This is a genomic window from Streptomyces sp. NPDC051563 (assembly GCF_044454225.1).
In the GTDB taxonomy this organism is placed as follows: Bacteria; Actinomycetota; Actinomycetes; order Streptomycetales; family Streptomycetaceae; genus Streptomyces.
On sequence record NZ_JBITDL010000033.1, the window covers coordinates 79,603 to 102,605 of the forward strand.

Below are 23,003 nucleotides of genomic sequence, written 5' to 3' on the forward strand. Positions count from 1 at the left end.
TGTTCCCACCGTACGCCCGGGGCCTACGGTGCGGGCGCCGGGTCCGTGCCCGGGGTCACCGAGAGGTCCGGGGAGACCGGGATCTGGGGCCCGTCCGCCTCGGTCAGCCAGCGGCGCAGGACCCGGTGGACGGCCTCCGCACCCACCAGCTCTCCGCCGGGCCGGTCCACCGGATCGGAGAGCTCCACCGGCCACATCAGGAACGGGTGGCCCTGCTCCCCGCCCAGGCCGCCGTGCGAGCCGATCTGCTCCTCGAAGGCGTGCACCGCGCCGGTCTGCGGGTCGTAGGCCGAGTTCACCATCACGTCGGCCACGTGCGGGAAGGTGTCGGTCCGCCGGACCGCCCGCGCCGCGCCCGGGCCGAAGGGGGCCAGCAGGGCCTCCGCCGCGCCCGGCTCGTCCAGCCGGGCCTCGGCCCCGCCGGCCGCCAGGACGGTCCCGTCGACGAGCAGGAACCCGACGCCGGGGTGGTTGGCCAGGGTGGAGAGCAGCGCCGGGTGGGCGCGCTCGATCCGTTCCCTGGACGCCCGTCCGGGCAGGTCGGGGAAGGAGATCAGGCCGAGGTTGCCCGAGGCCAGGACCACCGGGTCGGGGCCCGCCCCGGGTCGGGCCTCGTCGTCCGTCTCCTCCACGGGCCGGTGCAGGGCCGCCCGTACGGCGGCCCGCGCCTCGGCCCCGCTGTGCGTGCGGCCGGCCTTCCTGGACACCGGGAGCCCGCAGCCCGCGCGGACCAGGTCCTTCAGGGTGAGCCCGTACCGGCCCAGGAAGGTCTCCCCCGGGCTCTGGCCGTGGTCGGAGAGCAGCACGATCCGGTACTCCCGGGGGGCGTGCTCGGCGACCCGGGCGAGGAGCGCCAGGCTGCGGTCGAGCCGGGCGAGCACCTGCTCGGTGTCCCGGGAGCGCGGGCCCGAGTGGTGGGCGACCTCGTCGTAGCCGACCAGGTCGGCGTAGACGGCGGCGCGGCCGGCCAGCATGTCGCCGATCACGGCGGCGACCACGACGTCGCGCTCCACCACCGTCGCGAAGGCGCGGATCAGCGGGTACAGCCCGCCGCGCCCGACCCGTGGCCGCTCCCCGCGCAGGCGTCCGCGGACCGACTGGGTGATCTCGCGGGCCACCTCGGCGACGAAGGAGAGCGCCGTGCGGACCGCGTTGGCCGGGTCGGAGAAGTACGCGAAGTACCCCGCGCGGGACCGGTTGTGCGGGCCGCGCCGGGCCGAGACGGACAGGACGAGCGCCAGTTGGCCGGCGCCGCCGCTGAAGAGGTTGCCGCGACTGGCCCCGTCGAGGGTGAGCAGGCCGCCGTCCCCGGTGCGTTCGACGGCCCGCCGCTGGAGCTCGGCGGCGCTGGTGGGCCGGTTGCAGACGACCACCTCGCCGGTCTCCTTCTCGTACCAGCGGAAGGCCGGGACGTCGAAGTTGGAGCCGTGCAGGATCCCGAGCTGGCTCGCTCCGGTCTGGCTGGACCAGTCGGTGTGCCAGGAGCCGACGCGGTGGCTGCGGTCGAGCCAGTCGGCCACCGTGGGCATCAGGCCGCTGCCGGCCGCGCGCCGCAGCACCTCGTACCCGACCCCGTCCAGCTGCAGGAACACCAGGGCGGGGGCGCGTTCGTCGGCCCCGGGCATCCCCTCGCGGTGCTGGCGGCGCCGGCGGCGGTCGGCGAGCCGGTAGAGCCGGCGCCGGTAGGCCTCGTCGTCGCGTACGGCGAGGGCCGTGGAGGTCGCGGAGGCGACGGCGGACATCACGGCGGCGACCACCACCGCCGTCTCGGGGTCCGCCTCGCCGCGGCCGGCCGGGATCAGGCTGAGCGCCAGCAGCAGCAGCGAGCCGTTGAGGAAGAAGACGAGCAGCCCGAGCACCAGGGCCGGCACGAGCAGCAGGGCGCGTACGAGAACCGGCCACACCAGCGCGCTCAGCAGACCGAACGCACCGGCGCCGATGGCTGCCGTCAGACCTATCTGCGTGATGCTGTCGCGGTCGCCGCCCGCGCCCGCCTGGAGCCTGAAGTCGGGGAGGATTCCGGCCAGGGCGAGCATCGTGAGGGTGGACACCGCCCAGACGACGACCACCCGCACCAGGGCGCCGCCCGTACTCCGCCACCGGCCTCGCAACACGCCCGACCCACCTCACCACCGTGGCCCGCACCGCGCCGACGAGCCCCCGTCCCACGGTGTCCAGGCTCGCACAACGGCGCCCGCCGGGCCGGATGACACGGGCGGCGGACGTGCGTGCGGAGGGGGCGGCCGCTCGCTCGCGCCGGGGCAAACGGTTCCGCCCGCGCCGGGGCGAGCGATTTCGCCCCGGACCGGGGTCGAGCGGTTCCGCCCACGCCAGGGCCGGCGGTTCCGCCCGGGACCGGGCCTACGTGCCGTCGTATCCGGCGGTCGGCATGGAGAGCCGGCGGTGCACCTCGGCCTTCATCGCCGAGGTGTAGTGCGGTTCTTCGAGACCGGCTGTTTCCAGCCGTACGCCGCGCCGGGCACATTCGGCGGTGAACTCCCCCACGGAGCGCAGCGCGCGCGTCAGCACCCGGTGGTTCGCGGTGACGAACAGGTCGACGCGGCCGGCGTCGATGTCGTTCCACAGACCGCAGTGGTCGGCGCGCAGCCCGTAGACGAACAGCTGGCGGGTCACGACGTACCCCCGCTCCGCCGCCCAACGGGCGCACATGGCGTGCTGGCTCCGGGTGTCGACGGCGAAGGGATCCGTGTCCAGATCCTCCAGCGGGGCCAGGCTGGCGATCGCGGCCACGCGCAGCTCATCCATGCCGCCCGACCCTACTCCGATCCGCCGCCCGGGAGGAGGGGGCGTGAAGGACCGGTTCCGCCGCTGCGGCACCCCGGTTCCGAGCGGCTGCGGCGGGCAGCCTTTAGGCTCGGACGGGACCCGGTGGCAAGCGGGACGAGGGAGGGGATCAGGGGCCGGTGGAGATCACTTGGTGGGGCCATGCCACGTGCACGGTCGAGGATTCCGGTGTCCGGCTGCTCACGGACCCGCTCTTCGCCCGCCGCCTGGCGCACCTGCGGCGCCGGCGTGGGGCGGTGCCCCCGCCGGAGGCGGCGGTCGCCGACGCGGTGCTCGTCTCGCACCTGCACGCCGACCACCTGCACCTGCCCTCGCTGGCGCGCCTCGCGCGCGGCACCCGGCTGCTGGTGCCCCGCGGGGCGCCGGGCGCGGTGCCGGGGCTGGCCCGGACGGCCGGGGTGCGGGGGCTGGTGGTCACGGAGCTGTCGCCGGGCGACACGGTGACCGTCGGGGACGGCGTACGGGGCGGCGGCGTACGGGTCCGGGCGGTCAGCGCACGGCACGACGGGCGGCGGCTGCCGTTCGGACCGCGGGTCGCGCCCGCGCTCGGGTACGTGATCGATGGCTCCTCGCGGACCTACTTCGCCGGGGACACCGGCCTGTTCGACTCGATGGCCGACGAGGTCGGACCGGTGGACGTGGCCCTGCTGCCGGTCGGCGGCTGGGGGCCCAACCTGGGCCCCGGGCACCTGGACGCGGCGGGTGCCGCGCGGGCCCTGGCCCTGCTGGCGCCGGCGGCCGCGGTACCGGTGCACTGGGGCACGTACTGGCCCATCGGGATGGACGCGGTGCGGCCGCACGAGTTCCACGCGCCGGGCGAGGAGTTCGCACGCTGCGCGCGCAAGGAGGCGCCGAAGGTGACGGTCCGGCTGCCCGCGCACGGCGAACGGGTGCGGCTGCCGTGAGGGGGCTGTGGCTGTTCGCGGAGTCGGCCGCGCAGGTCCCGCCGGAATCCACCCAGCAGGCGATCGGCTATCCGACCCTCTTCGTCCTGGTGGCGCTGGGCGCGCTGGTACCGGTGATTCCGACGGGCGCGCTGGTCAGCACGGCGGCGGTGGTGGCGTTCCACCAGGACTCCCTGCCCTTCGGGCTGCTGCTGGTGTTCGGGGTGTCCTCGCTGGCCGCCTTCGCCGGTGACATGGCCCTGTACTGGCTGGGCCGACGCGGGGTCCGCTCCCGCAACGGCTCGCGCCGGCTGGAGGCCCTGCGCCGGCGGGCGACCCCGGAACGCCTTGCCCAGGCGCAGCGCAAGCTGGACGAGAACGGCGTCCTGGTCCTGATCGTCTCCCGCCTCCTCCCGGGCGGCCGCATCCCGGTGATGCTGGCCTGCCTGCTCGCGGAACTGCCCCTGCGCCGGTTCGCCCGCGGCGACGGCCCCGCCTGCCTGGCCTGGGCGGCGACCTACGGCCTGATCGGCATCGTCGGCGGCTCCCTCTTCGCGGAACCCTGGAAGGGCGTGGCCCTCGCGGTGGCCCTCACCCTCCTCATCAGCACGACCCCGTCCCTCTGGCGCCGAATCCGCCCCGGACACGGCTGACCTGACCGGCCCCGGAGCCCAAAGGCCTGTGCGGCGCCACCGAACTGGCCGGTCCCGGAACCGATTGCCTGTGCGGCACCGTTCCCGGGGGCCAGCCCCCGGACCCCCGCTCCTCAAACGCCGGAGGGGCTGGATTTTGGCAGGCGTCCGGCATTCACGTGCGGGCCGAGGCCGGTCACATCCAGCCCGTCCGGCCTCCACGTGCGGGCTGAGCCCAGCCAAATCCAGCCCCTCCGGCGTTTGAGGAGCGGGGTCTGGGGCGGAGCCCCAGGGGGTCCGGGGCACAGCCCCGGGGAACGGGCGAAGGGCGGGTAGGGGAACTCCGCCCCGCGCAGCGGCAAACGGTCGCCGTGGGGACTTCGGCCCGCGCAGCGGCAAGGGGTGCTGCGGGACATCGGCCCGCGCAGCGGGGATCGGTGCTGCCGGGGGCTTCGCCCCGCGCAGCGGCGAGCCGTCGCAGGGGGGACTTCGGACCGCGTAGCGGTGTGGGCCGGGGACGGCTGCGGCTAGAAGGTTCGGGACGCCCCGATCGGGAGGTCCCAGAGGTGCTCCTGGGGCAGCCCGGTACGGGCCCACGCGGCACGTACCCGCTGCACCGGCTCCATCACCGGCTCGGCGGACAGCACGAAGGTGCCCCAGTGCATGGGCGCCATCCGCCGCGCCCCCAGGTCCAGACAGGCCCGCACGGCCTCCTCCGGGTCCGCGTGGACGTCCCGCAGCCACCACCGCGGGGCGTACGCCCCGATCGGGAGCAGTGCGAGGTCGATGCCGGGGTGGCGCCGCCCGATCTCGCCGAACCAGTGTCCGTAGCCCGTGTCGCCCGCGAAGTAGACCTTCTTCGCGGCGTCGCCGCCCCGGCCCTCCCCGACGCTGAGCATCCAACCGCCCCACAACGTCCGGCACGCGTCCGTCAGCGACCGCTTCGACCAGTGGTGCGCGGGCACGAACTCGAACCGTACGCCGCCCAGTTCGGCCGACTCCCACCAGTCGAGCTCGGTGACCCGGGTGAAGCCCCGCCGCCGGCACCAGCGCGCGAGGCCCGCCGGGACGAAGAGCGGCGTCGTGCGCGGGAGGCGTTTGAGGGTGGGTGCGTCGAGGTGGTCGTAGTGGTTGTGGCTGATCACCACGGCGTCGACCGGCGGGAGTTCCTCCCAGCGCACTCCGACGGGGGTCATCCGGGCCGGGGTGCCGAGGATCCGCCGGGACCAGACGGGGTCGGTCAGTACGGTGAGCCCGCCGATGCGCAGCACCCAGCTGGCGTGTCCGGCCCAGGTGGCGGACACCGCCCCGGTGGCCACGGAGGGCAGCGGGGCGGGCGCGTACGGCAGGTCGGGGATGCCGCGCAGCCCCTCCGGGCCGGGCCGGAAGGCGCCCTCGCGGGCGAGCCGGGCGAACGCGCGGAGTCCCGGCAGCGGGGTGGTCAGCCGGTCCGCGAACGAGCGCGGCCACAGCCGGTGTTCGCCCAGCGGCCGCGGCCGCGCGGGCCGGCCGGCGACACCGGGACCGGCATCGGGACCGGCACCTGCCCGGGGCGCCGCCGGGGGGACGTCCGGGCCGGCCCCGGCCAGGGAAGCCGAGGGGGCGTCCGTCTGGTCCCTCATCGAGATGTCTCCGTTCACCGGCGGCAGTCGGGGTTTCGGCGCGGGCCTCAGCCGGACAGCCCGGCCAGCACCGACCGGAGCCGGGCCAGGGAGTCCCGTACGTGGGGCAGGCCGAGGGGGTCGGTCGCGGTGAGCGCCGCGAGCCGTTCCTCGGGGGTGGCGCCGAGGAGCGGGCCGGTCGACAGCCGGACCCGCGGGGCGACGGGCTCGTCCGCGAAGCGCTGCCCGCCGGGCGTGGGCGCGCCGAGCCGTCCGCCCAGCCAGTCCTCCAGTTCCATCGCGTCGGCGACTCCCTGGCGGGCGAGTCCGGCGCGCAGCGGCGTCAGATCGGCGTAGAGGTGGCGGCCGGCCTGCGGGGGGCGGGCCAGTACCCCGGCGGCCAGCAGTTCCCGGTGTGCGGCCCGGGCCACGGTGCCGTGCAGGGCGGCGGCCGCGGCGGCGCGTCCCGTGACGGCGGCGGGCTCGTCGAGGGCGTGTGCGGCCGCCCCGGCGACGGGGCCCGCGACGAACCCGCCGGTGGCGGTGAGCACGTCCAGGGTCCGGGCCCGCAGCCAGGTGCCGCGCGGGGTGCCGGGGAACCGGATGACGGCGGCGGGCCAGCCGGCCGGGAGCAGGGCGCCGGAGAGGTCCAGGAGCACCGCGGTGTCGTCCGGCAGCATCTCGGCGGGGCTGAGCACGACGAGCCGTTCGTGGGAGCCCGCCGGCCCGCCGGGCGTGCCCTCGCCGAGCCCCCCGAGCCCCCCGGGACCACCGAGCCCGCCGGAGCGTCCGGGGACGGGCCGGTGGACGGTGTCGCGCCAGGTCTCGTCGCTGACGACGAACAGCCCGGCGGACTCGGCGGCCTCGCAGGCCTCCCGGAGCAGCTCGGGCGGCGGCACGGTGGCGGTCGGGTCGTCGGCGACGGACAGCAGCAGCACCCGCGGGTCGCCGCCCTCGGCACGCACCCGGCGCACGGTCTCCAGCAGGGCGTACGGATCGGGTACACCACCGCATTCGGCCGGGGTCGGCACGTGGTAGGCCCGCCGTCCCAGCAGCCGGACCTGTGGTGTCCACCAGGCGGGACAGGGCCGGGGCAGCATGACGTCGCCCCCGTACGCGCCGAGCAGCGCCAGCAGCAGGGCGGGGGCGCCGGGTCCGGCGGCCACGTGGTCGGGGTCGGTGGGAAGCCCGCGCCGCCCCCAGTGCCGGGCCGCGGCGGCCCGTACGGGCACTCCCCCGCCGGTCGGCTCGGGGGCCGAACGCCAGGCGGCCGCGGCGAGCACGGCCGTGAGCTCGGGCAGGACGGGCAGGCCGGGCTGGGGTGCGGGCGGACCGTAGCGGACCGGGCCCCGGCCCTCGGCCGTCGTGCGCTGGATCCCCGACACCGCGCGCCACCTCTCCTGCCGTACCCGCGCTCCCGACCCTGCCTTTATACGGTTATTCGTCCGGAGTCGCCCGTTGTGGATACCGAGGGGCCGGACCGCCAGGACTCCGGACCGCCGGACCGCCGGTACTCCGGCACGCCTCAGCCGCTCCGGCCCAGCAGCGCGAGCAGCCGGGTCTGGGCGTCCGCCCCGGCCGGCACCTCCAGCGGAGCGTCGTACATGCCGCTCGCGGCCAGTCCGGCGGCGTAGGGCATGACCTCCTTGAGGGAGAACTCGACGAGGCCGTCCGGCAGCCGGTCGTCGGCGCCGGTGCCGCGCGCGAGGTCCCAGGCGTGGACCACGCAGTCGGCGGTCAGCTCCGCGCAGTACGCCGATCCGAGCGCGGGCCCGTACGAGAGCCGGACGGTGCGCTCCAGCGCCCCGGGGACCTGGAAGGCGGTGTGCGCGGCGGCCGAGGCCTCGTCCCAGGCGGCGGCCGGGTCCGTACCGAGGACGTCGCCGTTGAAGGTGCTGCCGATGTCCTCGACGGTGCGGCCGTCGGTGACCAGCGGCGGTATCCAGAGCTGTTCGGCGGTGACGTGGTTGACCAGGTCGCGCACGCTCCATTCGCCACAGGGCGTCGGCGCGTCCCACTGCGCGTCCGAGACCGCGTGGACGTACTGCCCGAAGAGCCGCAGCGCCTCGGCGTGCCGCTCGAGCACCGGGTCCGGCATGGATCTCACCGTCCTTGGTTCCCCCGGCTTCACTGTCCTCGCCACCGGACCCTCCTGCCACCCACTCGACCAGTCCCCTTGGCGTGCAAGGGTGGTGTCCACATGTCAAAACATATATCTCAGATGGCGAACTGATCCTTTACGGTGAAGCCAACGCCTCGACAGCACTTTCGACGACGAAGGAGCCAGGTCCATGAACGCCGCTGAGCCCGCGCACGAGACCGCGGTCTACACCCACGGACACCACGAGTCGGTGCTGCGCTCGCACCGCTGGCGCACCGCGCAGAACTCCGCCGCCTACCTGATCGACGCACTGCGTCCCGGGATGGCCGTCCTGGACGTGGGCTGCGGCCCGGGCACGATCACGGCGGACCTGGCGGAGCTGGTGGGGCCCGGGGGCCGGGTCACGGCGGTGGACGCGGCGCGGGACGTGGTGGACCAGGCCGCCGCGTACGCGAAGGAACGGGGCCTGACCGGGATCGAGTTCGCCACGGCCGACGTCCACGCGCTGGACTTCCCGGACGACTCCTTCGACGTGGTCCACGCCCATCAGGTGCTGCAGCACGTGGGCGATCCGGTGCAGGCGCTGCGCGAGATGCGCCGGGTGTGCCGGCCGGGCGGGATCGTCGCGGCGCGGGACGCGGACTATGCGGCGATGACCTGGTACCCCGCGACGCCGGGGCTGGACCAGTGGCTGGACCTGTACCGGCGGGTGGCGCGCGCCAACGGCGGCGAGCCGGACGCGGGACGCCGCCTGCGCGCCTGGGCGCGGGCGGCGGGCTTCACGGACGTGACCTGTACGGCGACCTCGTGGTGCTACGCGACCGACGAGGAGGCCGCGTGGTGGTCCGCACTGTGGGCGGACCGTACGACGGCCTCGGCCTATGCCGGGATCGCGACCGGCGGCGGCCACGCGACGCGGGCCGAGCTGTCGGCGGTCGCCGAGGCCTGGCACACCTGGGGCGCGGACCCGGACGCCTGGTTCTCGGTGCCGAACGGCGAGATCATCTGCCGCGCCTGACGAGGGTCCACCCGACCAGGATCCGACCGGTCCGGATCCGACCGATCCGAGTCCGCCCGATCCTGATCCGCCCGATCCGGGGCGCGGCCACCAGCCGGCGGCCCCGGTTCAGGCGGCCAGGCGTACGGGGAGCAGTTCGGGCCGCTTGGCCGTGCGGCCGTCCCCGGAGGAGCGCCCGCGCAGGCGGCGCCCGATCCAGGGCCCGGCGAAGCCCACGGCCCACCGCAGCTCCCCGGCGACGCCCCGCAGGCCCGCCGGGGCGGCGGGCGGCGGGCCGGGCAGCGGACGGGTCCACGCCTCGTCGCTGCCGGGCAGACCCAGGGCGTGTGCGACACCGGCGGCGATCATCGCGTGGCCGGAGGGCGCGGCGTGCAGCCGGTCCGCGCTCCACATCCGCGGGTCGGTGGCGGTCTCGTGGCGTTCGAAGTCGGCGACGGCCACCCCGTGCCGCTCCGCGGCCACCCGTATCCGCTCGTTCAGCGCGGTGACGCGCGGGGCAGCCCCCTTGGCGAGCGGGACGAGCTTCGCGAGGTCGGGGAAGGTGACGGTGGCGACGCGGGCGCCCTGCGCGGTGAGCGCCGCGAACATCGCCTCCAGGTGCCCGGCGACCTCGTCGGCGTCGAACCGGGGCCGCAGCACGTCGTTGACCCCGGCGACCACGGTGGCCAGGTCGGGGCGGAGCGCGAGGGCCGGCCCGAGCTGCCCCTCGCGGACCCCCGCCGCCAGGCGGCCCCGGACGGCGAGGTTGGCGTAGAGCACGTCGGGCTCGTGCACCGCGATCAGCTCGGCGAGCCGGTCCGCACACCCGCGCAGCCCGGTGCGGTCGTCACCGTCGCCCACGCCCTCGCTCTGGCTGTCGCCGAGGGCCACGTACCGGGTCGGCCACCGCTGCTCACTGCTCTCCACGGGATGCCCGCCTCTCGTTCAGGATGATCGTGGTGCGCTCGTACCAGGCCCGGTTGGCCCGCTCGAACTCCAGGCCGCGCAGGCAGGTGAGGTAGGGGCCGATCCGTGCGCCGTGGCGCAGGAACTCCTCCTCCGTGCGCTCGCCGCGCATCGAGCGCAACAGCTTCTCGAACAGCTCGGCCTTGGCCGTCGCGAAGGCGGTCCGCTCCGCGAGCTGCGCGATGAGCGCCCCGGTGTCGACGTGCTCGGCCGCCTGGACCTTCACGAGCAGGTCGTCCCGGATGACGCAGGCCTTGGTCTCGGCGGCGGTGAAGCGCTCCAGCTCGGCCAGTCCGGCGTCGGTGACCTGGAACAGCCGCTTGTTCGGCCGGGTGTCCTGGACCACCTCGCGGCCGGCGATGAAGCCTTCCCGCTCCAGCCTGGCCAGCTCGGTGTAGAGCTGCTGGGGCAGGGCGTGCCAGAAGTTGGCCACGCCCGTGCCGAACGCCTTGGCCAGCTGGTAGCCGCTCAGCTCCTCGTCGAGCAGTGCCGCCAGTACGGCGTGACGCAAAGCCATCGGCCGGTCTCCTCGGGTTCGTCCACCTTGTGCGCGGCTGCGTCTTCTCAAGGACGCCCGCGCCATGATAGTCAAGAAAGTGAGTAATCACATCGGTGACTATCGAGGAGTCCTCATGAGTACCGCCACCAGCACGGCCGACCGTTTCCGCGCCGCCGTCGCCGGCCATGACCTCGCCGCGCTGGACGCGCTGTTCACCGACGACGTACGGCTCAACAGCCCGGTGAAGTCGAAGCCGTTCGAGGGCAAGCCGGCGGTACTGGCCCTCTTCCGCGTCCTCCTGCGCACGTTCGAGGGATTCCACTACGTCGGCCACTTCGACGGCGGCGTCCAGTCCGCCCGGGTCCCGTTCGGGGAGGAGGGGACGGAGGGGCCGGCGACCGTACTGCCGTTCCGGACCACCGTGAGCGACCGCCAGGTGCACGGCATCGACATGCTGCACCTCACGCCCGAGGGCCTGATCGACGAGATCACCGTGATGATCCGCCCCCAGACGGCGGTCGTGGCGGTCGGCGAGGCGGTCCTGGCGGGCCTGCTCACCGACGGCGTGGTGACCAGCTGACCGGGTGACCGGGCGACCGCATGACAGGGTGACCGCATGACCGGACCTCGCAGGACGGCCCAGTAGACTCGGTGCCCGTGGCGGATACCCAGTACGAAGACCTGTTGAAGCTGGTGCTCACCTCCGGGACGGCGAAGGCCGACCGGACGGGCACCGGCACCCGGAGTGTCTTCGGGCACCAACTGCGTTACGACCTCTCGCAGGGGTTCCCCCTGGTCACCACCAAGAAGGTGCACCTCAAGTCGATCGTGTACGAGCTGCTGTGGTTCCTGCGCGGCGAGTCCAACGTCGGCTGGCTGCGGGAGCACGGCGTGACGATCTGGGACGAGTGGGCCGACGAGAACGGCGACCTCGGCCCGGTCTACGGCGCCCAGTGGCGCTCCTGGCCCACCCCGGACGGTGCGCACATCGACCAGATCACCGAGGTCCTCGACACGCTGCGGCGCGACCCGGACTCCCGCCGGATGATCGTCTCCGCCTGGAACGTCTCCGAGCTGTCCAAGATGGCGCTCGCACCGTGCCACGCCTTCTTCCAGTTCTACGTGGCCGACGGCAAGCTCTCCTGCCAGCTGTACCAGCGCAGCGCGGACCTGTTCCTCGGCGTGCCCTTCAACATCGCCAGCTACGCCCTGCTCACCCACATGGTGGCCCAGCAGACCGGACTGGAGCCGGGCGACTTCATCTGGACCGGCGGCGACTGCCACATCTACGACAACCACGTCGAGCAGGTCACCGAGCAGATCTCGCGGACCCCGTTCGCGTTCCCCGAGCTGAAGCTGCACCGGGCCGACTCGCTCTTCGACTACGCCTACGCCGACGTGAAGATGGCCGGCTACGAGCACCACCCGGCCATCAAGGCGCCGGTCGCGGTATGAGCCTCGGTACGAACCCCGGCGTCGGCGCCGGTACGGACACCGGCGCGGGCACCGGCGTGGACGACGGCGCGGGCACCGGCATGAGCGTCGGGCTGATCTGGGCGCAGAGCTCCGACGGCGTGATCGGCGCGGACAACGGGATTCCCTGGCGGCTGCCCGAGGACATGGCCCACTTCAAGGCCACCACCCTCGGGCATCCGGTGGTGATGGGCCGCAAGACCTGGGATTCGCTGCCGGCGCGGTTCCGGCCGCTGTCGGGGCGGCGCAACATCGTGGTGACGCGCGATCCCGCATGGACCGCGGAGGGCGCGGAGCGGGCCGGGTCCATCGACGAGGCCCTGGAGCTGGCCGCGGCGCGGCCCGGCGCGGCGGCCCCCGCCACCACAGCGTGCTGGGTGATCGGCGGCGGCGAGGTCTACCGTGCCGCGCTGGCCCGTGCCGTGATGCTCTCGGTGACCGAGGTGGACACGCAGGTGGTCGGCGACACGCACGCCCCGGAACTGGACCCGGCGTGGACCGTCGCCGGGGACGGCGGCTGGCAGTCCTCGGTGACCGGCCTGCGCTACCGCATCCGCAGCTACAGCCGGTAGGCCCCGGCCGGGCGGCCGGGGCCGCGTCGGCCCGGGTCCCGGCCGCCCGCGTCCCGGCCGCCCGGGCCTGTCGGCCTAGTCGGTGGCGACCGCGCGCAGGATGTCCAGCCGGGCAGCGCGCCGCGCCGGGCGCCAGCCCGCGAGGACGCCCGCCGCCAGGCCCACCAGGGCCACGAAGCCGAGCTGCAGCGGCGGGATGGCGAACGTGAACGTGCTGTCGTCCGCCCCGTCCGAGGCCTTCACCAGGACCCAGCCGAGGAGCCCGCCCAGCGCCAGACCGCCGGCCGTGCCGAAGGCGGCGACCAGGACCGACTCCCAGCGGACCATGGCCCGCAGCTGTCCCCGGGTCTGGCCGACCGCCCGGAGCAGCCCCAGCTCGCGGGTGCGCTCGTGGACGGCGAGGGTCAGCGTGTTGGCGATGCCCAGCAGGGCGATCAGCACGGCGAGGGCGAGCAGCGCGTAGACGAGCGTGAGCATCATGTCGATGCCTCCCGCCGACGAGCGCGCGTACGCGTCGCGCGTCTGGACCTCGGGGCCGCCGTACTGCGCGGCCGTCTTCTCGACCGCCGCCACGCCGGCCGCGGCCGACACCCCGTCCTTGAAGGTGACGCTCACGAGCGAGTCCGTGTCCTGCGCCCGGTGCGGCGCCCAGGCCGCCCTCGTGATGACGTAGTCGCCGGCCAGCTCGGACCGCTCGTACACCGCGCGGACCGTGAAGGGCTGCTTCCGCCCGTCGGCGAAGGCGAGTTCGGCCGTGCTGCCGGGCCGCCAGCCGTGCCGCGAGGCCTCCTTCGCGGACACCGCGATGCCGTCCGTTCCCAGGCCGGCGAAGCTTCCCGAGACCGCGCCCAGGTCGAGGCCGGCCGCGAGTGCGACGGGATCGGTGACGGTCAGCGCCCGGCCCGAGCCGTCGACCTCCGCGACCCCCTTGCCCAGGCCCACGGCGCCCGCCACCTCGGGCAGCGCCGCGACGGCCGGTGCCAGTTTCGGGCTCAGTCCGCTGCCGCCCGCGCCGAAGGACGGGGCGCTGATGGCCACGTCACCGGCGAAGGACCGCGACACGGCCGTGTTCATGGTCGCCTTCAGGGAGGCCCCGAAGACCGTGAACAGGGAGACGACGGCGACACCGATCATCAGCGCGGTCGCCGTGGACGCCGTCCGCCGGGGGCTGCGCCGGGCGTTGCGCACCGCGAGGGCTCCGGTCACCCCGCGCAGCCGCACCAGCGGCCGTCCGAGCATCCGTACGGCGGACGAGGACGCCACCGGACCCAGGACGACGAACGAGGCGGTCGCCAGCGCCGCGCCCGCCCCGGACAGCCACAGCGACGGTACGGCGAGGACCCCGGTCAGGAGCAGGGCCGCGGCGGCCGCGGCGAGCACCGCGCCGGTGACCGTACGGGACCGGGAGGCCTCCGCACGGTCCACCGCGCTGTCGAGCAGCGCGGCCAGCGGCGCCGTACGCCCGGCCCGGACGGCCGGCAGCACGGCCGAGCCGAGGCAGACCGCGACCCCTACCGCGAAGGGAAGCGCCATCGACAAGCCGCCGATCACCAAGTTCCCTTCGGGGAAGGGGAACCCGATGGCCGGGAAGAGCGCCTGGAGCCCCGCGGCGAAGCCGACGCCGACGAGCAGCCCGGCGGCCGAGGCCACGAGCGCGACGACGGCGGCCTCGGCCAGGGTGCCGCCGACGACCTGGCGCCGGGCGGCGCCGAGCGCCCGGAGCAGGGCGTTCTCGCGGGTGCGCTGGGCGACGACGATCGCGAAGGTGTTGTGGATGCCGAAGGTGGCCACGAGCAGGGCGATGCCCGAGAAGACGAGCAGCAGGGTGGTGAAGAGGTCCAGGAACCGGCCGGAGATCATCTCGGTGTTCTCCCGGGCCGATTCCTCGCCGGTGATCGCCTCGACGCCCTGCGGCAGCGCCGCGGTGAGCGCCTCCACCAGTTCGCTCTGGCTGGTTCCCGGACCGGCGCGCACCTGGACGGACGCCGCCTGGCCAGGCGCCGGCATCAGGTACTTCTCCGCGTCCGCCTGGGTCATCCCCGTGTACGTGACCTGCGCCATGCCGTCCGCGCCGCCGAAGGTGGCGAGGCCGACGACCGTCACGGGGACCGGGTCGGGCGTGCGCAGCACGGTCGTGTCGCCGATCCTCAGTCCGCCCCTGGCCGCGGTGGCCCGGTTGACGACGACCTCTCCGGTGCGCTCCGGCGCCCGGCCCTCCGCGAGCCGGTACGGGTTGAGTTCGGGGTCCGCGATCCAGTTCTCGGCGAGCGTGGGCGGCCCCTAGCCGCCGATCGGTTCGCCGTCGGAGCCGACGAGCTGCCCCGCGCCCTGGACGGCGGGTGCGGCGGCGACCACGCCCGGGATCCGCCGGATCTCCTCCACGAGCGCGGTCGGCACGGGCTGCCGGGTGCCCTGGGCCCCGCCCGGGACGGTGACCACGCGGGAACTGCGGACCACGGCGTCGGTTCCGCTCGCCGCGCCGGCGAACATGTCGTCGAAGCTCGCGCGGAGCGTGTCGCCCATGACGAGCGTCGACGCGAGGAAGGCGACGCCGAGCAGCACGGCCGAGAAGGTCCCGGCGAAGCGCCGCTTGTGCGCGCGCAGCGAGGCCGTGCCGATCCGCAGCACGGTGCGGGCGCCGTGGGTGCTCATGACCCCTCCCCCGGGTTCCTCGGGTCCCTCGGGTTCCTCGGGTTCCGCGGGTTCCTCGGGTTCCGCGGGTTCCTCGGGTCCGCCGCAGCCGGTGGCCGGGTGTCGAAGGACTTGAGCCGGTCCAGGACGCGGTCCGCCGTGGGATCGGCCATCCGGTCGACGAGCCGGCCGTCGGCGAGGAAGAGGACCTCGTCGGCGTAGGCGGCGGCCACCGGGTCGTGGGTGACCATGACGACCGTGCGGTTCATCTCGCGCACCGCCCGGCCCAGCAGTCCGAGCACCTCCTCGCCCGAGCGGGAGTCGAGGTTGCCGGTGGGCTCGTCGGCGAAGACGACGTCGGGGCGGCCGGCGAGGGCGCGGGCCACGGCGACGCGCTGCTGCTGGCCGCCGGAGAGCTCCGCGGGCCGGTGAAGCAGCCGGTCGCGCAGTCCGACGACGTCGATGAGGCCGTCGAGCCAGGCACGGTCCGCGCGGCTGCCCGCGAGGTCCTGCGGGAGCGTGATGTTCTCGGCGACGGTGAGGGTGGGAATCAGGTTGAAGGCCTGGAAGACGAAGCCGACGCGCTCGCGGCGCAGCAGGGTGAGCCTGCGGTCGTCGAGTGCGCCGAGCTCCGTACCGCCGATGGAGGCGGTTCCGGAGGTGAGGGTGTCGAGGCCGGCGGCGCAGTGCATCAGGGTGGACTTGCCGGAGCCGGAGGGTCCCATGATCGCGGTGAAGCGGCCGGCCGGGAAACCGACGCTCACCCCGTCCAGGGCCCGCACCTCGGTGTCGCCGCGGCCGTAGACCTTCACGGCATCGACGACCCGGGCGGCGACGGCGTCGGCGACGGCGCCGCGGCCGCCCGGTGCGGTGGTGGCGGTGCTCATGCCGCGCCGCCCTGGGAAAGGCGGCCGAACTGCTCGTCCAGGACGGACAGCCGCCGCCAGTACTCGTCCTCGTCGATCTCGCCGGAGGCGAAGCGCCGGCCGAGGACCGCGATCGGGGACTGCTCGCCGTACGCGGCGCCGCGGGCCTGCCACGGTGTCCGGTGGCCGCGCCAGACGGTGCGGCGCAGCACGGTGATCACGCCGATCACCACGGCCGCCCAGATCAGCGGGAAGAACAGGATCCACGGGCCGGGCCCGTCGTACGCGAGGGTGGTGAGGGTGTTCATCTCGGTTCAGCTCCTCGGAAGTGTGGGCGTGTGCGTCACACTCCGAGACTGGCTCCGGGAGGGGGTCCGGGTCGTCGTACGGCCGGCTGCACCGCGCGTACCGCCCGGGGAGTACGGGGGCGGGGCGGGCGGGCTGGGCTCGGCCGGGCAGGCAGGCGGCCGGGCGGGCAGGCGGGCGGGCTGGACTCGGCCGGGTGGGCAGGCGGGCGGGCAGGCAGGCGGCCGGGCCGTAGTCAGCCCAGCCAGCCGGGCCGGACCAGCCCCGACTCGTAGGCCAGTACGACCAGTTGGGCGCGGTCACGGGCGCCTAGCTTCACCATCGTCCGGCTGACGTGGGTCTTCGCGGTGAGCGGGCTGACGACCAGGCGGCGGGCGATCTCCTCATTGGACAGGCCGAGGCCCACCAGCGCCATCACCTCGCGCTCCCGCTCGGTGAGCCGGTCCAGGCCCAGGCCCGCGCCGTCGGCGGCGGGCTGTTTGGAGCGGGCGGCGAACTCCTCGATCAGGCGGCGGGTGACGCCCGGGGACAGCAGCGCGTCGCCGTCCACCACCGCGCGGACGGCCCGCAGCAGTTCCTCCGGTTCGGTGTCCTTGACCAGGAAGCCCGAGGCTCCGGACCGCAGGGCCTCGAAGACGTACTCGTCGAGCTCGAAGGTGGTGAGCATGACCACCCTGACCCCGGCCAGCGCCGCGTCCCCGGTGATCCGCCGGGTGGCGGCGAGCCCGTCGGACACCGGCATCCGGATGTCCATGAGGACCACGTCCGGACGCAGCTCGCGGACCAGGCGGACGGCCTCGTCGCCGTCGGCGGCCTCTCCCGCCACCTCGATGTCCGGCTGCGCGTCGAGCAGGGCCCGGAACCCCGCGCGGACGAGGAGCTGGTCGTCGGCGAGCAGCACACGGATCACGGATCCTCCTGGGACGGGGCAGGCGTCGGGTCGGCCGTCGGGTCGGCCCTCGGGTCGGCCGTCAGCGGGAGTCTGGCGATCACTCGGAAGCCGCCGCCGGGGCGCGGGCCGGCCTCGATGGTGCCGCCGAGGGCCGCGGCCCGCTCGCGCATGCCCACGAGCCCGTTGCCGCTGCCGCCCGCCGGACCGCCCGTGGCCGGCCCCTCGTCGTCCACGTGCAGCTCCAGGACCCGGGGCTGCCAGGACAGCCGTACGCGGGCGGTGCGCGAAACGGAGTGCCGCACCACGTTGGTCAGCGCCTCCTGGAGGATGCGGAAGGCGGCCAGGTCCGCTCCGGGAGGCAGCGCCCGGGCGTTCCCCTCCGTGGTGATGCCGACGCTCAGCCCGGCCGCCGCCGCCTGCTCCGCGAGCTCGGGGAGCCGGTCGAGCCCGGGGGCGGGCGCGCGCGGTGCGTCGCCGGGGGTGCGCAGGGTGTCGAGGACCTGCCGGACCTCGCCCAGGGCCTCCTTGCTGGCCGCCTTGATGGTGGTCAGCGCCGAACGGGCCTGCTCGGGATCGGAGTCGAGCAGGGCCAGCCCCACTCCCGCCTGCACGTTGATCACCGAGATGCTGTGGGCGAGGACGTCGTGCAGTTCGCGGGCGATGCGCAGCCGCTCCTCGTTCACCCGGCGCTTCTCGGCAGCCGCCCGCTCGGCCCGGGCGAGGGCCCACTGCTCCCGGCGTATGCGGACCAGCTCGGACACCGCCAGGATGGCGAGCACCCAGGCGGTGATGCCCAGTTCCTGCGCCCAGGGCGCCGGACCGTCCCCGGCGGGCGGGAGCAGCCGGTAGAGCCAGTGGCCGATGAGCAGGTGGCCGGACCAGAGCAGCCCGACGGCTCCCCAGGCGGCTCTTCGGTGCCCGGCGATGACGGCGGCGAAGCAGGCGAGGGCCAGGCTGAGGAACACCGGTCCGTACGGGAACCCGGCGCCGATGTACACCAGGGTGACGGCGCTGACCCCGTAGGCCACGGCCACCGGGTACCGGTGCCGCCACACGAGCAGCAGCGGACCGAGCAGCAGCAGGAGCCGGGCGAAGGCGTCCAGCGCCACCCGCCCGGTCTGCTCCTGCGCGGCCCACCCGGAGCCGGCCTGCGCGAAGACGGCCACGAGCAGCGAGGAGCGCCAGGCCGGTCCCCGCCCGGTCCGCTCCACCCATCGCTGCCACGGAGGTCCCCCCGGGCGCCCACGCTGCTCGTCCATACCACCCACGCTAGGCCGTACCCGGCCTGACCTGCGTCACTCCGGCGTAGCGTTTCCGGTGTACTCCCCTGGTAGTACGCGGGGTAGTACACGGCGGTACCTACAGGAACGCAGCAGCGCAGGGCCTAGTCCCCCGGCGGGCGCATCCGGAAGTTGTACGCGGCCGGGAGCGGGCGGTCCGTGAGGGTGGCCCAGACCTCGGAGAGGGTCTCCTCGCCCTCGCGGAGGTCGGGCAGTTCGAAGCCCTCCTCGAAGACGCGGCGGGCCGCGCCCACATGGCCCTCCGCCGCGAGCAGCCGGGCCGCCGACAGGCGGAAGCGGCCCTCCTCGCGCAGGGCGGGGCGCAGCCGGTCCCACACCGCGCGGGCCTGCGGCAGCAGTCCCGCGGCCAGCAGGGAGGCCAGCGCCTCCCGGCCCAGCGCGGATTCGGCCGCCAGCCAGCCCGCGCCGCCCCGGCTCTCCTCGGCCAGGTCCTCGAAGGCCTCGGCGTACCAGCGGGCGGCCCGGGCTGGGTCCCCGGCCAGGTCGTCGGCGACCGCCAGGCACCTCAGCAGCGGCCACCGCGAGGGGGCCAGCGCCAGCCCGCGCTCCCAGCTGCGTACGGCCTGGGCGATGTCTCCGGCGTGCCACTGGGCTACCCCGAGGTGGTACTCGGTCAGCGGGTCCGCCGGGGCCGTCTCCAGCATGTCCCGCCAGTGCGGGGCGACCAGGCTCGGGCCGGGCGGAGTCACCCGGCGCGGGGCGGGGAAGACCCCGGTGCGCCACAGCTCCAGCCAGGGGGCCTGGTCCTCACCGAGGGTGTCCTCGGGGAAGGGGGTGCCGGGCAGTTCGTGGCCCCCGCGCAGCACCTCCAGCGCGCCCCAGCCGGAGCCGGCCGCCAGCCGCTCCCCCGGTTCGGTGTCGGCGCACCCGCGCCACGCCTCGTACGCCGCGTCCACGGCCGGCCCGGGCAGTGCGGACTCCAGCGCGGTGCCCGCCGCGGCGCGGGCCGCCGCCCAGTCGTCCCCGTGCACGGCGGCGGGGTCCGCGGACAGGGCTCCGTAGGCCTCCAGCCAGCTGAACTCCGCGCCCGCCTCCAGCCTTACGTGCTCCAGCTGGGTCCGGGCGAGCCCGGCCTGGATCTCCGCGTACCCGCCCGTGCCGGGCTCGGTCAGCCACTCCTGCCAGCGCCGGCCGCCCTCGCCCGCGCCCCAGACGAAGAGCTTGCGGCCGCGCAGCCGGGCCGTCGAGGTCTGGACGAGTCCGCGCCCGTCGGAGTCGAGGGAGGCGATCCAGGGCCGGGTCCCGGCTTCGACCTCGTAGAAGAAGTCGGCGGGGTACGTGCTGCGCAGCGGGTACGTGCGGTCCGCGCCCTCCCAGCCGGGGACCGGGATGCGCCGCAGGGAGCGTTCGTACCCGAAGTGCCAGGCCTCGTCGGCCGGGGCCAGGACACGGGTGCCGGCGTCCTCGGGGACGGCGATGTTGGACCACCAGTAGACGGGTGCGGGCCGCTCGTGCGGGTTGCGCACGCGGACGCCGACGTAGAGGAACTCGGAGTCCTCGGGCAGCCACAGGTCCACCTGGAAGGGCAGGTCGCGCAGCCGCTCCCATTCCCAGAGCCGCACCATGACTCCCCCGTCGGGCGCCGGGACGAGCGCGGCGTGCAACGGGGCGCAGGAGAGCGTGGTGTGGCCGGTGGCGCCGAGGTTCCACTCGATGCCGCCGGAGAACCAGGCGCCGTTCAGCGCGAAGTTCGCGGGCTGGAACACCGGGTTGCGGTAGAGCAGTTCGCGTCCGGTGGGGAGGTGGACGAGCGAGTGGATCCGGCCGCCGAGGCCGGGCAGGACGGTGGCGCGCAGGTGTGCGTTCTCGATGACGATCGTCTCGAACTCGCTCTCGGTGCGCAGGCGTCGATAACCGTCCCGGATCCGTACGGGGAGCAGCGAGCGCAGTGGTTCGTACCCGATCTGGCGTGCCATGTCGCGCGGCAGACCCTCGCGCGAGCGCTCGTCCAGGGTGTGCACCCCGCTGGTCTCACGGAGGGCGGGCAGTGGGTTCTCGGGACCCAACGGGGCTGCGGGAAGGGTCAGTACGGAGCGGCGGACGGTGGTGGCCATGAGGGAAATGGAACACGCCGCGGCGGCCGGTGCACAGGGATTCGGCGGATCACCACCGGTCAGGATTACGCAAAGCCTTCTGCCGCCCGGGCCGGTGTCCGATCATGGAGGGCATGAGCGATGTGATCAGGAGGGGCCGGCTCTTCGACGGGGAAGAGTCGGAAAGCCGGTTCACGGGACCGACGACGGGCGACGAGCGGCGGATGCTGGTCGACGTGCTGGGGGCCCAGCGGGCCACGCTCCGGCTCAAGTGCGCCGATCTGGGGCCGGAGTTGGCCGAGCGGTCGGTGGAACCGTCCACGCTGTCCCTGCTGGGCCTGGTCCGCCACCTCGCGGACGTGGAGCGCCGCTGGTTCCGCCAGGTGCTGGACGGGCAGGAGGCTCCGCTCCGGTTCTGGTCCGCGGCCGCCCCCGACGGGGACTTCGACGGCGCGACGTCCGCGCCCGGGGTGATCGGGGAAGCCTGGGAGGCATGGCGTGCGGAGGTGGAGTTCGCGCAGGCGTTCACGGAGCGGGCGCCGGACCTGGACGTGTCCGGGGAGGACGCCTGGCGGGGCGAGGTCTCGCTGCGCTGGGTGCTGATCCACATGATCGAGGAGTACGCGCGGCACAACGGCCACGCCGACCTGCTGCGCGAGCGGATCGACGGCTCGATCGGCGTCTGAGGCGCCGGCCCACGGCCCGGGAGCCCTGCGGCCCCACGGCCCGGGAGCCCTGCGGCCCCACGGCCCGGGAGCCCTGCGGCCCCGCGGCCCGGCGCGATCCGGGCGATCCGGACGGGGCGACGGCCTACGCGAACGCCCCCGCCACCAGGTCCGCGAGCAGCGCGCCCGCCCGCCCCTCCGGGTCCAGGTCCGGGTCGTAGATGGTGACGTTGAGTCCGACGCAGCGCGGGGAGCTGATCAGCACGCCGAGCAGTTCGGCGAGTTCGTCGGGGATCAGGCCGCCGGGGTCCGGGCTGTCGACGGCCGGCATCACGGACGGGTCCAGTACGTCGGCGTCCAGGTGGACCCAGAATCCGGCGGTGGCCGGGGGCTGCAGTCCCGTGAGGGCGGTACGGGCCACCGGCCCGGCGCCGCGGTCCCGGATCGCCGACACCGTGGCGGCGAAGATCCCGGCGGCGCGCAGCTCGGGGAGGTCCGGGTCCCCGTCGCGCAGCCCGAAGAGCCGGACGTCCTCGTCGCGGACGTAGGGCCCGAGGCCCTCCAGGTCCGTGAGGTCCGCCTGGCCGCGGCCGGTGGCGAGCGCCAGCTCCTCGCCGCCGGCGGCACCGACGGGCCCGTTGACGGCCTCGTTGCCGGGATGGCGGAAGTCGGCGGAGCCGTCGATCGCGGCGATGCCGTACCGCCCGATGCGCCGCATGGCCAGGGAGGCGCCGAGCTGGATGGAGCAGTCGCCGCCGAGCACGACGGGGAACTCACCCGAGCGCAGGTGGTCCTCGATCCGGTCGGCGAGGGCGACGGTGTAGGCGGCGAGGGGCCCGGCGTGGAACACCCCGTCCCCCTCCTTCCAGTCGCCCCGGTCGTAGCGAGGCGGGACGACGACCCCGCCCTCGCGCGCACCGAGGCGGGCCAGCAGGCCTTGTTCGCGCAGGGCCCCGGCCAGTTTGTAGACGCCGGGAACGGCACCCGGGGCCGGGGGCCGGAGCCCTAGGTTGGACGGCGCGTCGAGGAGCACGAGGGTTCGCATGGAATCATCCTGTGCGATGCGGGGCCCCGGGACACGGCATTTCGGCCGTGAGCGCCCAGCGTTCGTGATCCCGCCAGGCTCCGTCGACGTGCAGGAAGTCCGGCGACAGCCCCTCCAGGCGGAAGCCGAGTCCCCGGACGAGGGCGATCGAGGGGGTGTTTCCCGGCTGGATGTTGGCCTCCAGCCGGTGCAGTCCGAGGCCGTCCGCCGCGAAGGAGTGGCCGATGGCCAGGGCGAGGGCCTCCCGCATGAGTCCCCGGCCCGCCACGTGCGCGAAGGCCCCGTACCCGAGCGCGCCGCAGCGGAAGGCGCCGAGGACGATGTTGTTGACGTTCACGAAGCCGGCGATCGCCCCCGACTCCCGCTCGCACACGAGGAATCCGGTCCGGCCCGCGGCGGCCGCCCCGGCCGCGCCCCCGGTGGCGCCGGCGATCAGGGGGGCGGCGTACGCCCCGTAGGCCTCCGCGGTCGCGGGCGGCGACAGCCAGGGGTGGTGGAGCTCCCGGCTCTCACGCGTCCGGGCGGTGAACTCGGCCGCGTCGGCGGGCCGGTAGGGCCGCAACCCGATCCGCCCGCTCTCCACCAGGTACGGGAAATATGACATCGCCCCAGGCTAGGGGGTGTCTTGTCGATCAGGCTGGGTCAGGGAGCGGGGTCTGGTGCCGTGGATCGCAAGGCGGAGGAGGGAGTCGACGCGGAGCGTCGGCGAGTGACGACAACGCGGCGAGGCGCGG

Annotated in this window: 21 protein-coding genes and 1 pseudogene; 7 read left to right on the plus strand and 15 right to left on the minus strand. The window is 75.0% G+C overall.

All coding sequences use genetic code 11. From position 1 onward, the window contains the following. Window positions 1-23: 23 nt before the first annotated feature. Window positions 24-2,114 carry an alkaline phosphatase family protein gene (locus tag ACIA8F_RS31765; RefSeq protein ID WP_399383986.1) on the minus strand — a complete coding sequence of 697 codons (2,091 nt, stop codon included), beginning with the start codon at window positions 2,112-2,114 and terminating at the stop codon, window positions 24-26. 247 nt (window positions 2,115-2,361) lie between these two features. Continuing rightward, the gene (locus ACIA8F_RS31770; RefSeq protein WP_399383988.1) at window positions 2,362-2,766 is read right to left on the minus strand and encodes a hypothetical protein; all 405 of its coding nucleotides are present in this window, start codon (window positions 2,764-2,766) and stop codon (window positions 2,362-2,364) included. A 158-nt stretch (window positions 2,767-2,924) separates the two neighbouring features. On the opposite strand from ACIA8F_RS31770, the gene ACIA8F_RS31775 reads away from it, so the two are divergent. Both ACIA8F_RS31775 and ACIA8F_RS31780 read left to right on the plus strand, forming a co-directional pair. After that, window positions 2,925-3,710: an MBL fold metallo-hydrolase gene (locus tag ACIA8F_RS31775; protein WP_399383990.1), complete on the plus strand. Its 786-nt coding sequence runs from the start codon at window positions 2,925-2,927 to the stop codon at window positions 3,708-3,710. Window positions 3,711-3,715: 5 nt separating this feature from the next. Beyond that, the gene (locus ACIA8F_RS31780; RefSeq protein WP_399384024.1) at window positions 3,716-4,342 is read left to right on the plus strand and encodes a DedA family protein; all 627 of its coding nucleotides are present in this window, start codon (window positions 3,716-3,718) and stop codon (window positions 4,340-4,342) included. A 506-nt stretch (window positions 4,343-4,848) separates the two neighbouring features. On the opposite strand, the gene ACIA8F_RS31785 is transcribed toward ACIA8F_RS31780, so the two are convergent. The 3 genes from ACIA8F_RS31785 to ACIA8F_RS31795 form a co-directional block, all read right to left on the minus strand. Then, a complete protein-coding gene (locus tag ACIA8F_RS31785; RefSeq protein ID WP_399383992.1) occupies window positions 4,849-5,943 on the minus strand; it encodes an MBL fold metallo-hydrolase in 1,095 nt (364 codons plus the stop codon). 47 nt (window positions 5,944-5,990) lie between these two features. Then, a complete protein-coding gene (locus ACIA8F_RS31790) occupies window positions 5,991-7,298 on the minus strand; it encodes an aminotransferase class I/II-fold pyridoxal phosphate-dependent enzyme (protein ID WP_399384026.1) in 1,308 nt (435 codons plus the stop codon). Window positions 7,299-7,447: 149 nt separating this feature from the next. After that, window positions 7,448-8,020 carry a TIGR03086 family metal-binding protein gene (locus ACIA8F_RS31795; RefSeq protein WP_399383994.1) on the minus strand — a complete coding sequence of 191 codons (573 nt, stop codon included), beginning with the start codon at window positions 8,018-8,020 and terminating at the stop codon, window positions 7,448-7,450. A gap of 193 nt (window positions 8,021-8,213) precedes the next feature. On the opposite strand from ACIA8F_RS31795, the gene ACIA8F_RS31800 reads away from it, so the two are divergent. Continuing rightward, on the plus strand, window positions 8,214-9,041 hold the full coding sequence (locus tag ACIA8F_RS31800) for a class I SAM-dependent methyltransferase (RefSeq protein ID WP_399383995.1): 828 nt from the start codon (window positions 8,214-8,216) through the stop codon (window positions 9,039-9,041). Window positions 9,042-9,149: 108 nt separating this feature from the next. Here the strand turns inward: ACIA8F_RS31800 and ACIA8F_RS31805 are convergent, their stop codons facing one another. Further along, entirely contained in the window at window positions 9,150-9,947 is a 798-nt protein-coding gene (locus ACIA8F_RS31805; RefSeq protein ID WP_399383997.1) for an SGNH/GDSL hydrolase family protein, read from the minus strand. Beyond that, window positions 9,934-10,503: a PadR family transcriptional regulator gene (locus ACIA8F_RS31810; protein ID WP_399383999.1), complete on the minus strand. Its 570-nt coding sequence runs from the start codon at window positions 10,501-10,503 to the stop codon at window positions 9,934-9,936. Before ACIA8F_RS31810 ends, ACIA8F_RS31805 begins: the two co-directional genes overlap by 14 nt. Before the next feature lie 115 nt (window positions 10,504-10,618). Between ACIA8F_RS31810 and ACIA8F_RS31815 the strand changes: the two genes are divergently transcribed. From ACIA8F_RS31815 to ACIA8F_RS31825, 3 genes are all read left to right on the plus strand, one after another. Continuing rightward, window positions 10,619-11,065, plus strand: a complete 447-nt coding sequence (locus ACIA8F_RS31815) for a nuclear transport factor 2 family protein (RefSeq protein WP_399384001.1) — start codon at window positions 10,619-10,621, stop codon at window positions 11,063-11,065. A 77-nt stretch (window positions 11,066-11,142) separates the two neighbouring features. Then, entirely contained in the window at window positions 11,143-11,940 is a 798-nt protein-coding gene (locus ACIA8F_RS31820) for a thymidylate synthase (RefSeq protein WP_399384002.1), read from the plus strand. An 80-nt stretch (window positions 11,941-12,020) separates the two neighbouring features. Further along, window positions 12,021-12,530 (plus strand): dihydrofolate reductase, encoded by a 510-nt coding sequence (locus ACIA8F_RS31825; protein WP_399384027.1) that lies wholly within the window; start codon window positions 12,021-12,023, stop codon window positions 12,528-12,530. Between the two features lie 75 nt (window positions 12,531-12,605). Here the strand turns inward: ACIA8F_RS31825 and ACIA8F_RS31830 are convergent. From ACIA8F_RS31830 to ACIA8F_RS31855, 6 genes and pseudogenes are all read right to left on the minus strand, one after another. Further along, a pseudogene (locus tag ACIA8F_RS31830) lies at window positions 12,606-15,182 on the minus strand (ABC transporter permease). Continuing rightward, window positions 15,179-16,048 (minus strand): ABC transporter ATP-binding protein, encoded by an 870-nt coding sequence (locus ACIA8F_RS31835; RefSeq protein WP_399384004.1) that lies wholly within the window; start codon window positions 16,046-16,048, stop codon window positions 15,179-15,181. The pseudogene ACIA8F_RS31830 and the gene ACIA8F_RS31835 overlap by 4 nt, the downstream one beginning before the upstream one ends. After that, entirely contained in the window at window positions 16,045-16,335 is a 291-nt protein-coding gene (locus ACIA8F_RS31840; RefSeq protein ID WP_399384006.1) for an SHOCT domain-containing protein, read from the minus strand. The genes ACIA8F_RS31835 and ACIA8F_RS31840 overlap by 4 nt, the downstream gene beginning before the upstream one ends. 233 nt (window positions 16,336-16,568) lie before the next feature. Beyond that, entirely contained in the window at window positions 16,569-17,243 is a 675-nt protein-coding gene (locus ACIA8F_RS31845; protein WP_399384008.1) for a response regulator, read from the minus strand. Next, complete coding sequence (locus tag ACIA8F_RS31850) at window positions 17,240-18,484, minus strand: sensor histidine kinase (protein ID WP_399384009.1); 1,245 nt, start codon at window positions 18,482-18,484, stop codon at window positions 17,240-17,242. The genes ACIA8F_RS31845 and ACIA8F_RS31850 overlap by 4 nt, the downstream gene beginning before the upstream one ends. 125 nt (window positions 18,485-18,609) lie before the next feature. Then, on the minus strand, window positions 18,610-20,580 hold the full coding sequence (locus ACIA8F_RS31855; RefSeq protein WP_399384011.1) for a DUF5107 domain-containing protein: 1,971 nt from the start codon (window positions 20,578-20,580) through the stop codon (window positions 18,610-18,612). Between the two features lie 113 nt (window positions 20,581-20,693). Between ACIA8F_RS31855 and ACIA8F_RS31860 the strand changes: the two genes are divergently transcribed. Next, a complete protein-coding gene (locus tag ACIA8F_RS31860; RefSeq protein WP_399384012.1) occupies window positions 20,694-21,245 on the plus strand; it encodes a DinB family protein in 552 nt (183 codons plus the stop codon). Window positions 21,246-21,369: 124 nt separating this feature from the next. Here the strand turns inward: ACIA8F_RS31860 and ACIA8F_RS31865 are convergent, their stop codons facing one another. After that, the gene (locus ACIA8F_RS31865) at window positions 21,370-22,269 is read right to left on the minus strand and encodes an arginase family protein (protein WP_399384014.1); all 900 of its coding nucleotides are present in this window, start codon (window positions 22,267-22,269) and stop codon (window positions 21,370-21,372) included. Window positions 22,270-22,273: 4 nt separating this feature from the next. Beyond that, complete coding sequence (locus ACIA8F_RS31870; RefSeq protein ID WP_399384016.1) at window positions 22,274-22,873, minus strand: GNAT family N-acetyltransferase; 600 nt, start codon at window positions 22,871-22,873, stop codon at window positions 22,274-22,276. Window positions 22,874-23,003 lie beyond the last annotated feature (130 nt).

What these genes read in the sequence shown, in the direction of transcription:
- ACIA8F_RS31770 (WP_399383988.1), bottom strand. Translation starts at nt 2,766, where the DNA reads ATGGATGAGCTGCGCGTGGCCGCGATCGCCAGCCTGGCCCCGCTGGAG.
- ACIA8F_RS31785 (WP_399383992.1), bottom strand. Translation starts at nt 5,943, where the DNA reads ATGAGGGACCAGACGGACGCCCCCTCGGCTTCCCTGGCCGGGGCCGGC.
- ACIA8F_RS31795 (WP_399383994.1), bottom strand. Translation starts at nt 8,020, where the DNA reads ATGCCGGACCCGGTGCTCGAGCGGCACGCCGAGGCGCTGCGGCTCTTC.
- ACIA8F_RS31800 (WP_399383995.1), top strand. Translation starts at nt 8,214, where the DNA reads ATGAACGCCGCTGAGCCCGCGCACGAGACCGCGGTCTACACCCACGGA.
- ACIA8F_RS31810 (WP_399383999.1), bottom strand. Translation starts at nt 10,503, where the DNA reads ATGGCTTTGCGTCACGCCGTACTGGCGGCACTGCTCGACGAGGAGCTG.
- ACIA8F_RS31815 (WP_399384001.1), top strand. Translation starts at nt 10,619, where the DNA reads ATGAGTACCGCCACCAGCACGGCCGACCGTTTCCGCGCCGCCGTCGCC.
- ACIA8F_RS31825 (WP_399384027.1), top strand. Translation starts at nt 12,021, where the DNA reads ATGAGCGTCGGGCTGATCTGGGCGCAGAGCTCCGACGGCGTGATCGGC.
- ACIA8F_RS31835 (WP_399384004.1), bottom strand. Translation starts at nt 16,048, where the DNA reads ATGAGCACCGCCACCACCGCACCGGGCGGCCGCGGCGCCGTCGCCGAC.
- ACIA8F_RS31840 (WP_399384006.1), bottom strand. Translation starts at nt 16,335, where the DNA reads ATGAACACCCTCACCACCCTCGCGTACGACGGGCCCGGCCCGTGGATC.
- ACIA8F_RS31850 (WP_399384009.1), bottom strand. Translation starts at nt 18,484, where the DNA reads ATGGACGAGCAGCGTGGGCGCCCGGGGGGACCTCCGTGGCAGCGATGG.
- ACIA8F_RS31855 (WP_399384011.1), bottom strand. Translation starts at nt 20,580, where the DNA reads ATGGCCACCACCGTCCGCCGCTCCGTACTGACCCTTCCCGCAGCCCCG.
- ACIA8F_RS31860 (WP_399384012.1), top strand. Translation starts at nt 20,694, where the DNA reads ATGAGCGATGTGATCAGGAGGGGCCGGCTCTTCGACGGGGAAGAGTCG.
- ACIA8F_RS31865 (WP_399384014.1), bottom strand. Translation starts at nt 22,269, where the DNA reads ATGCGAACCCTCGTGCTCCTCGACGCGCCGTCCAACCTAGGGCTCCGG.
- ACIA8F_RS31870 (WP_399384016.1), bottom strand. Translation starts at nt 22,873, where the DNA reads ATGTCATATTTCCCGTACCTGGTGGAGAGCGGGCGGATCGGGTTGCGG.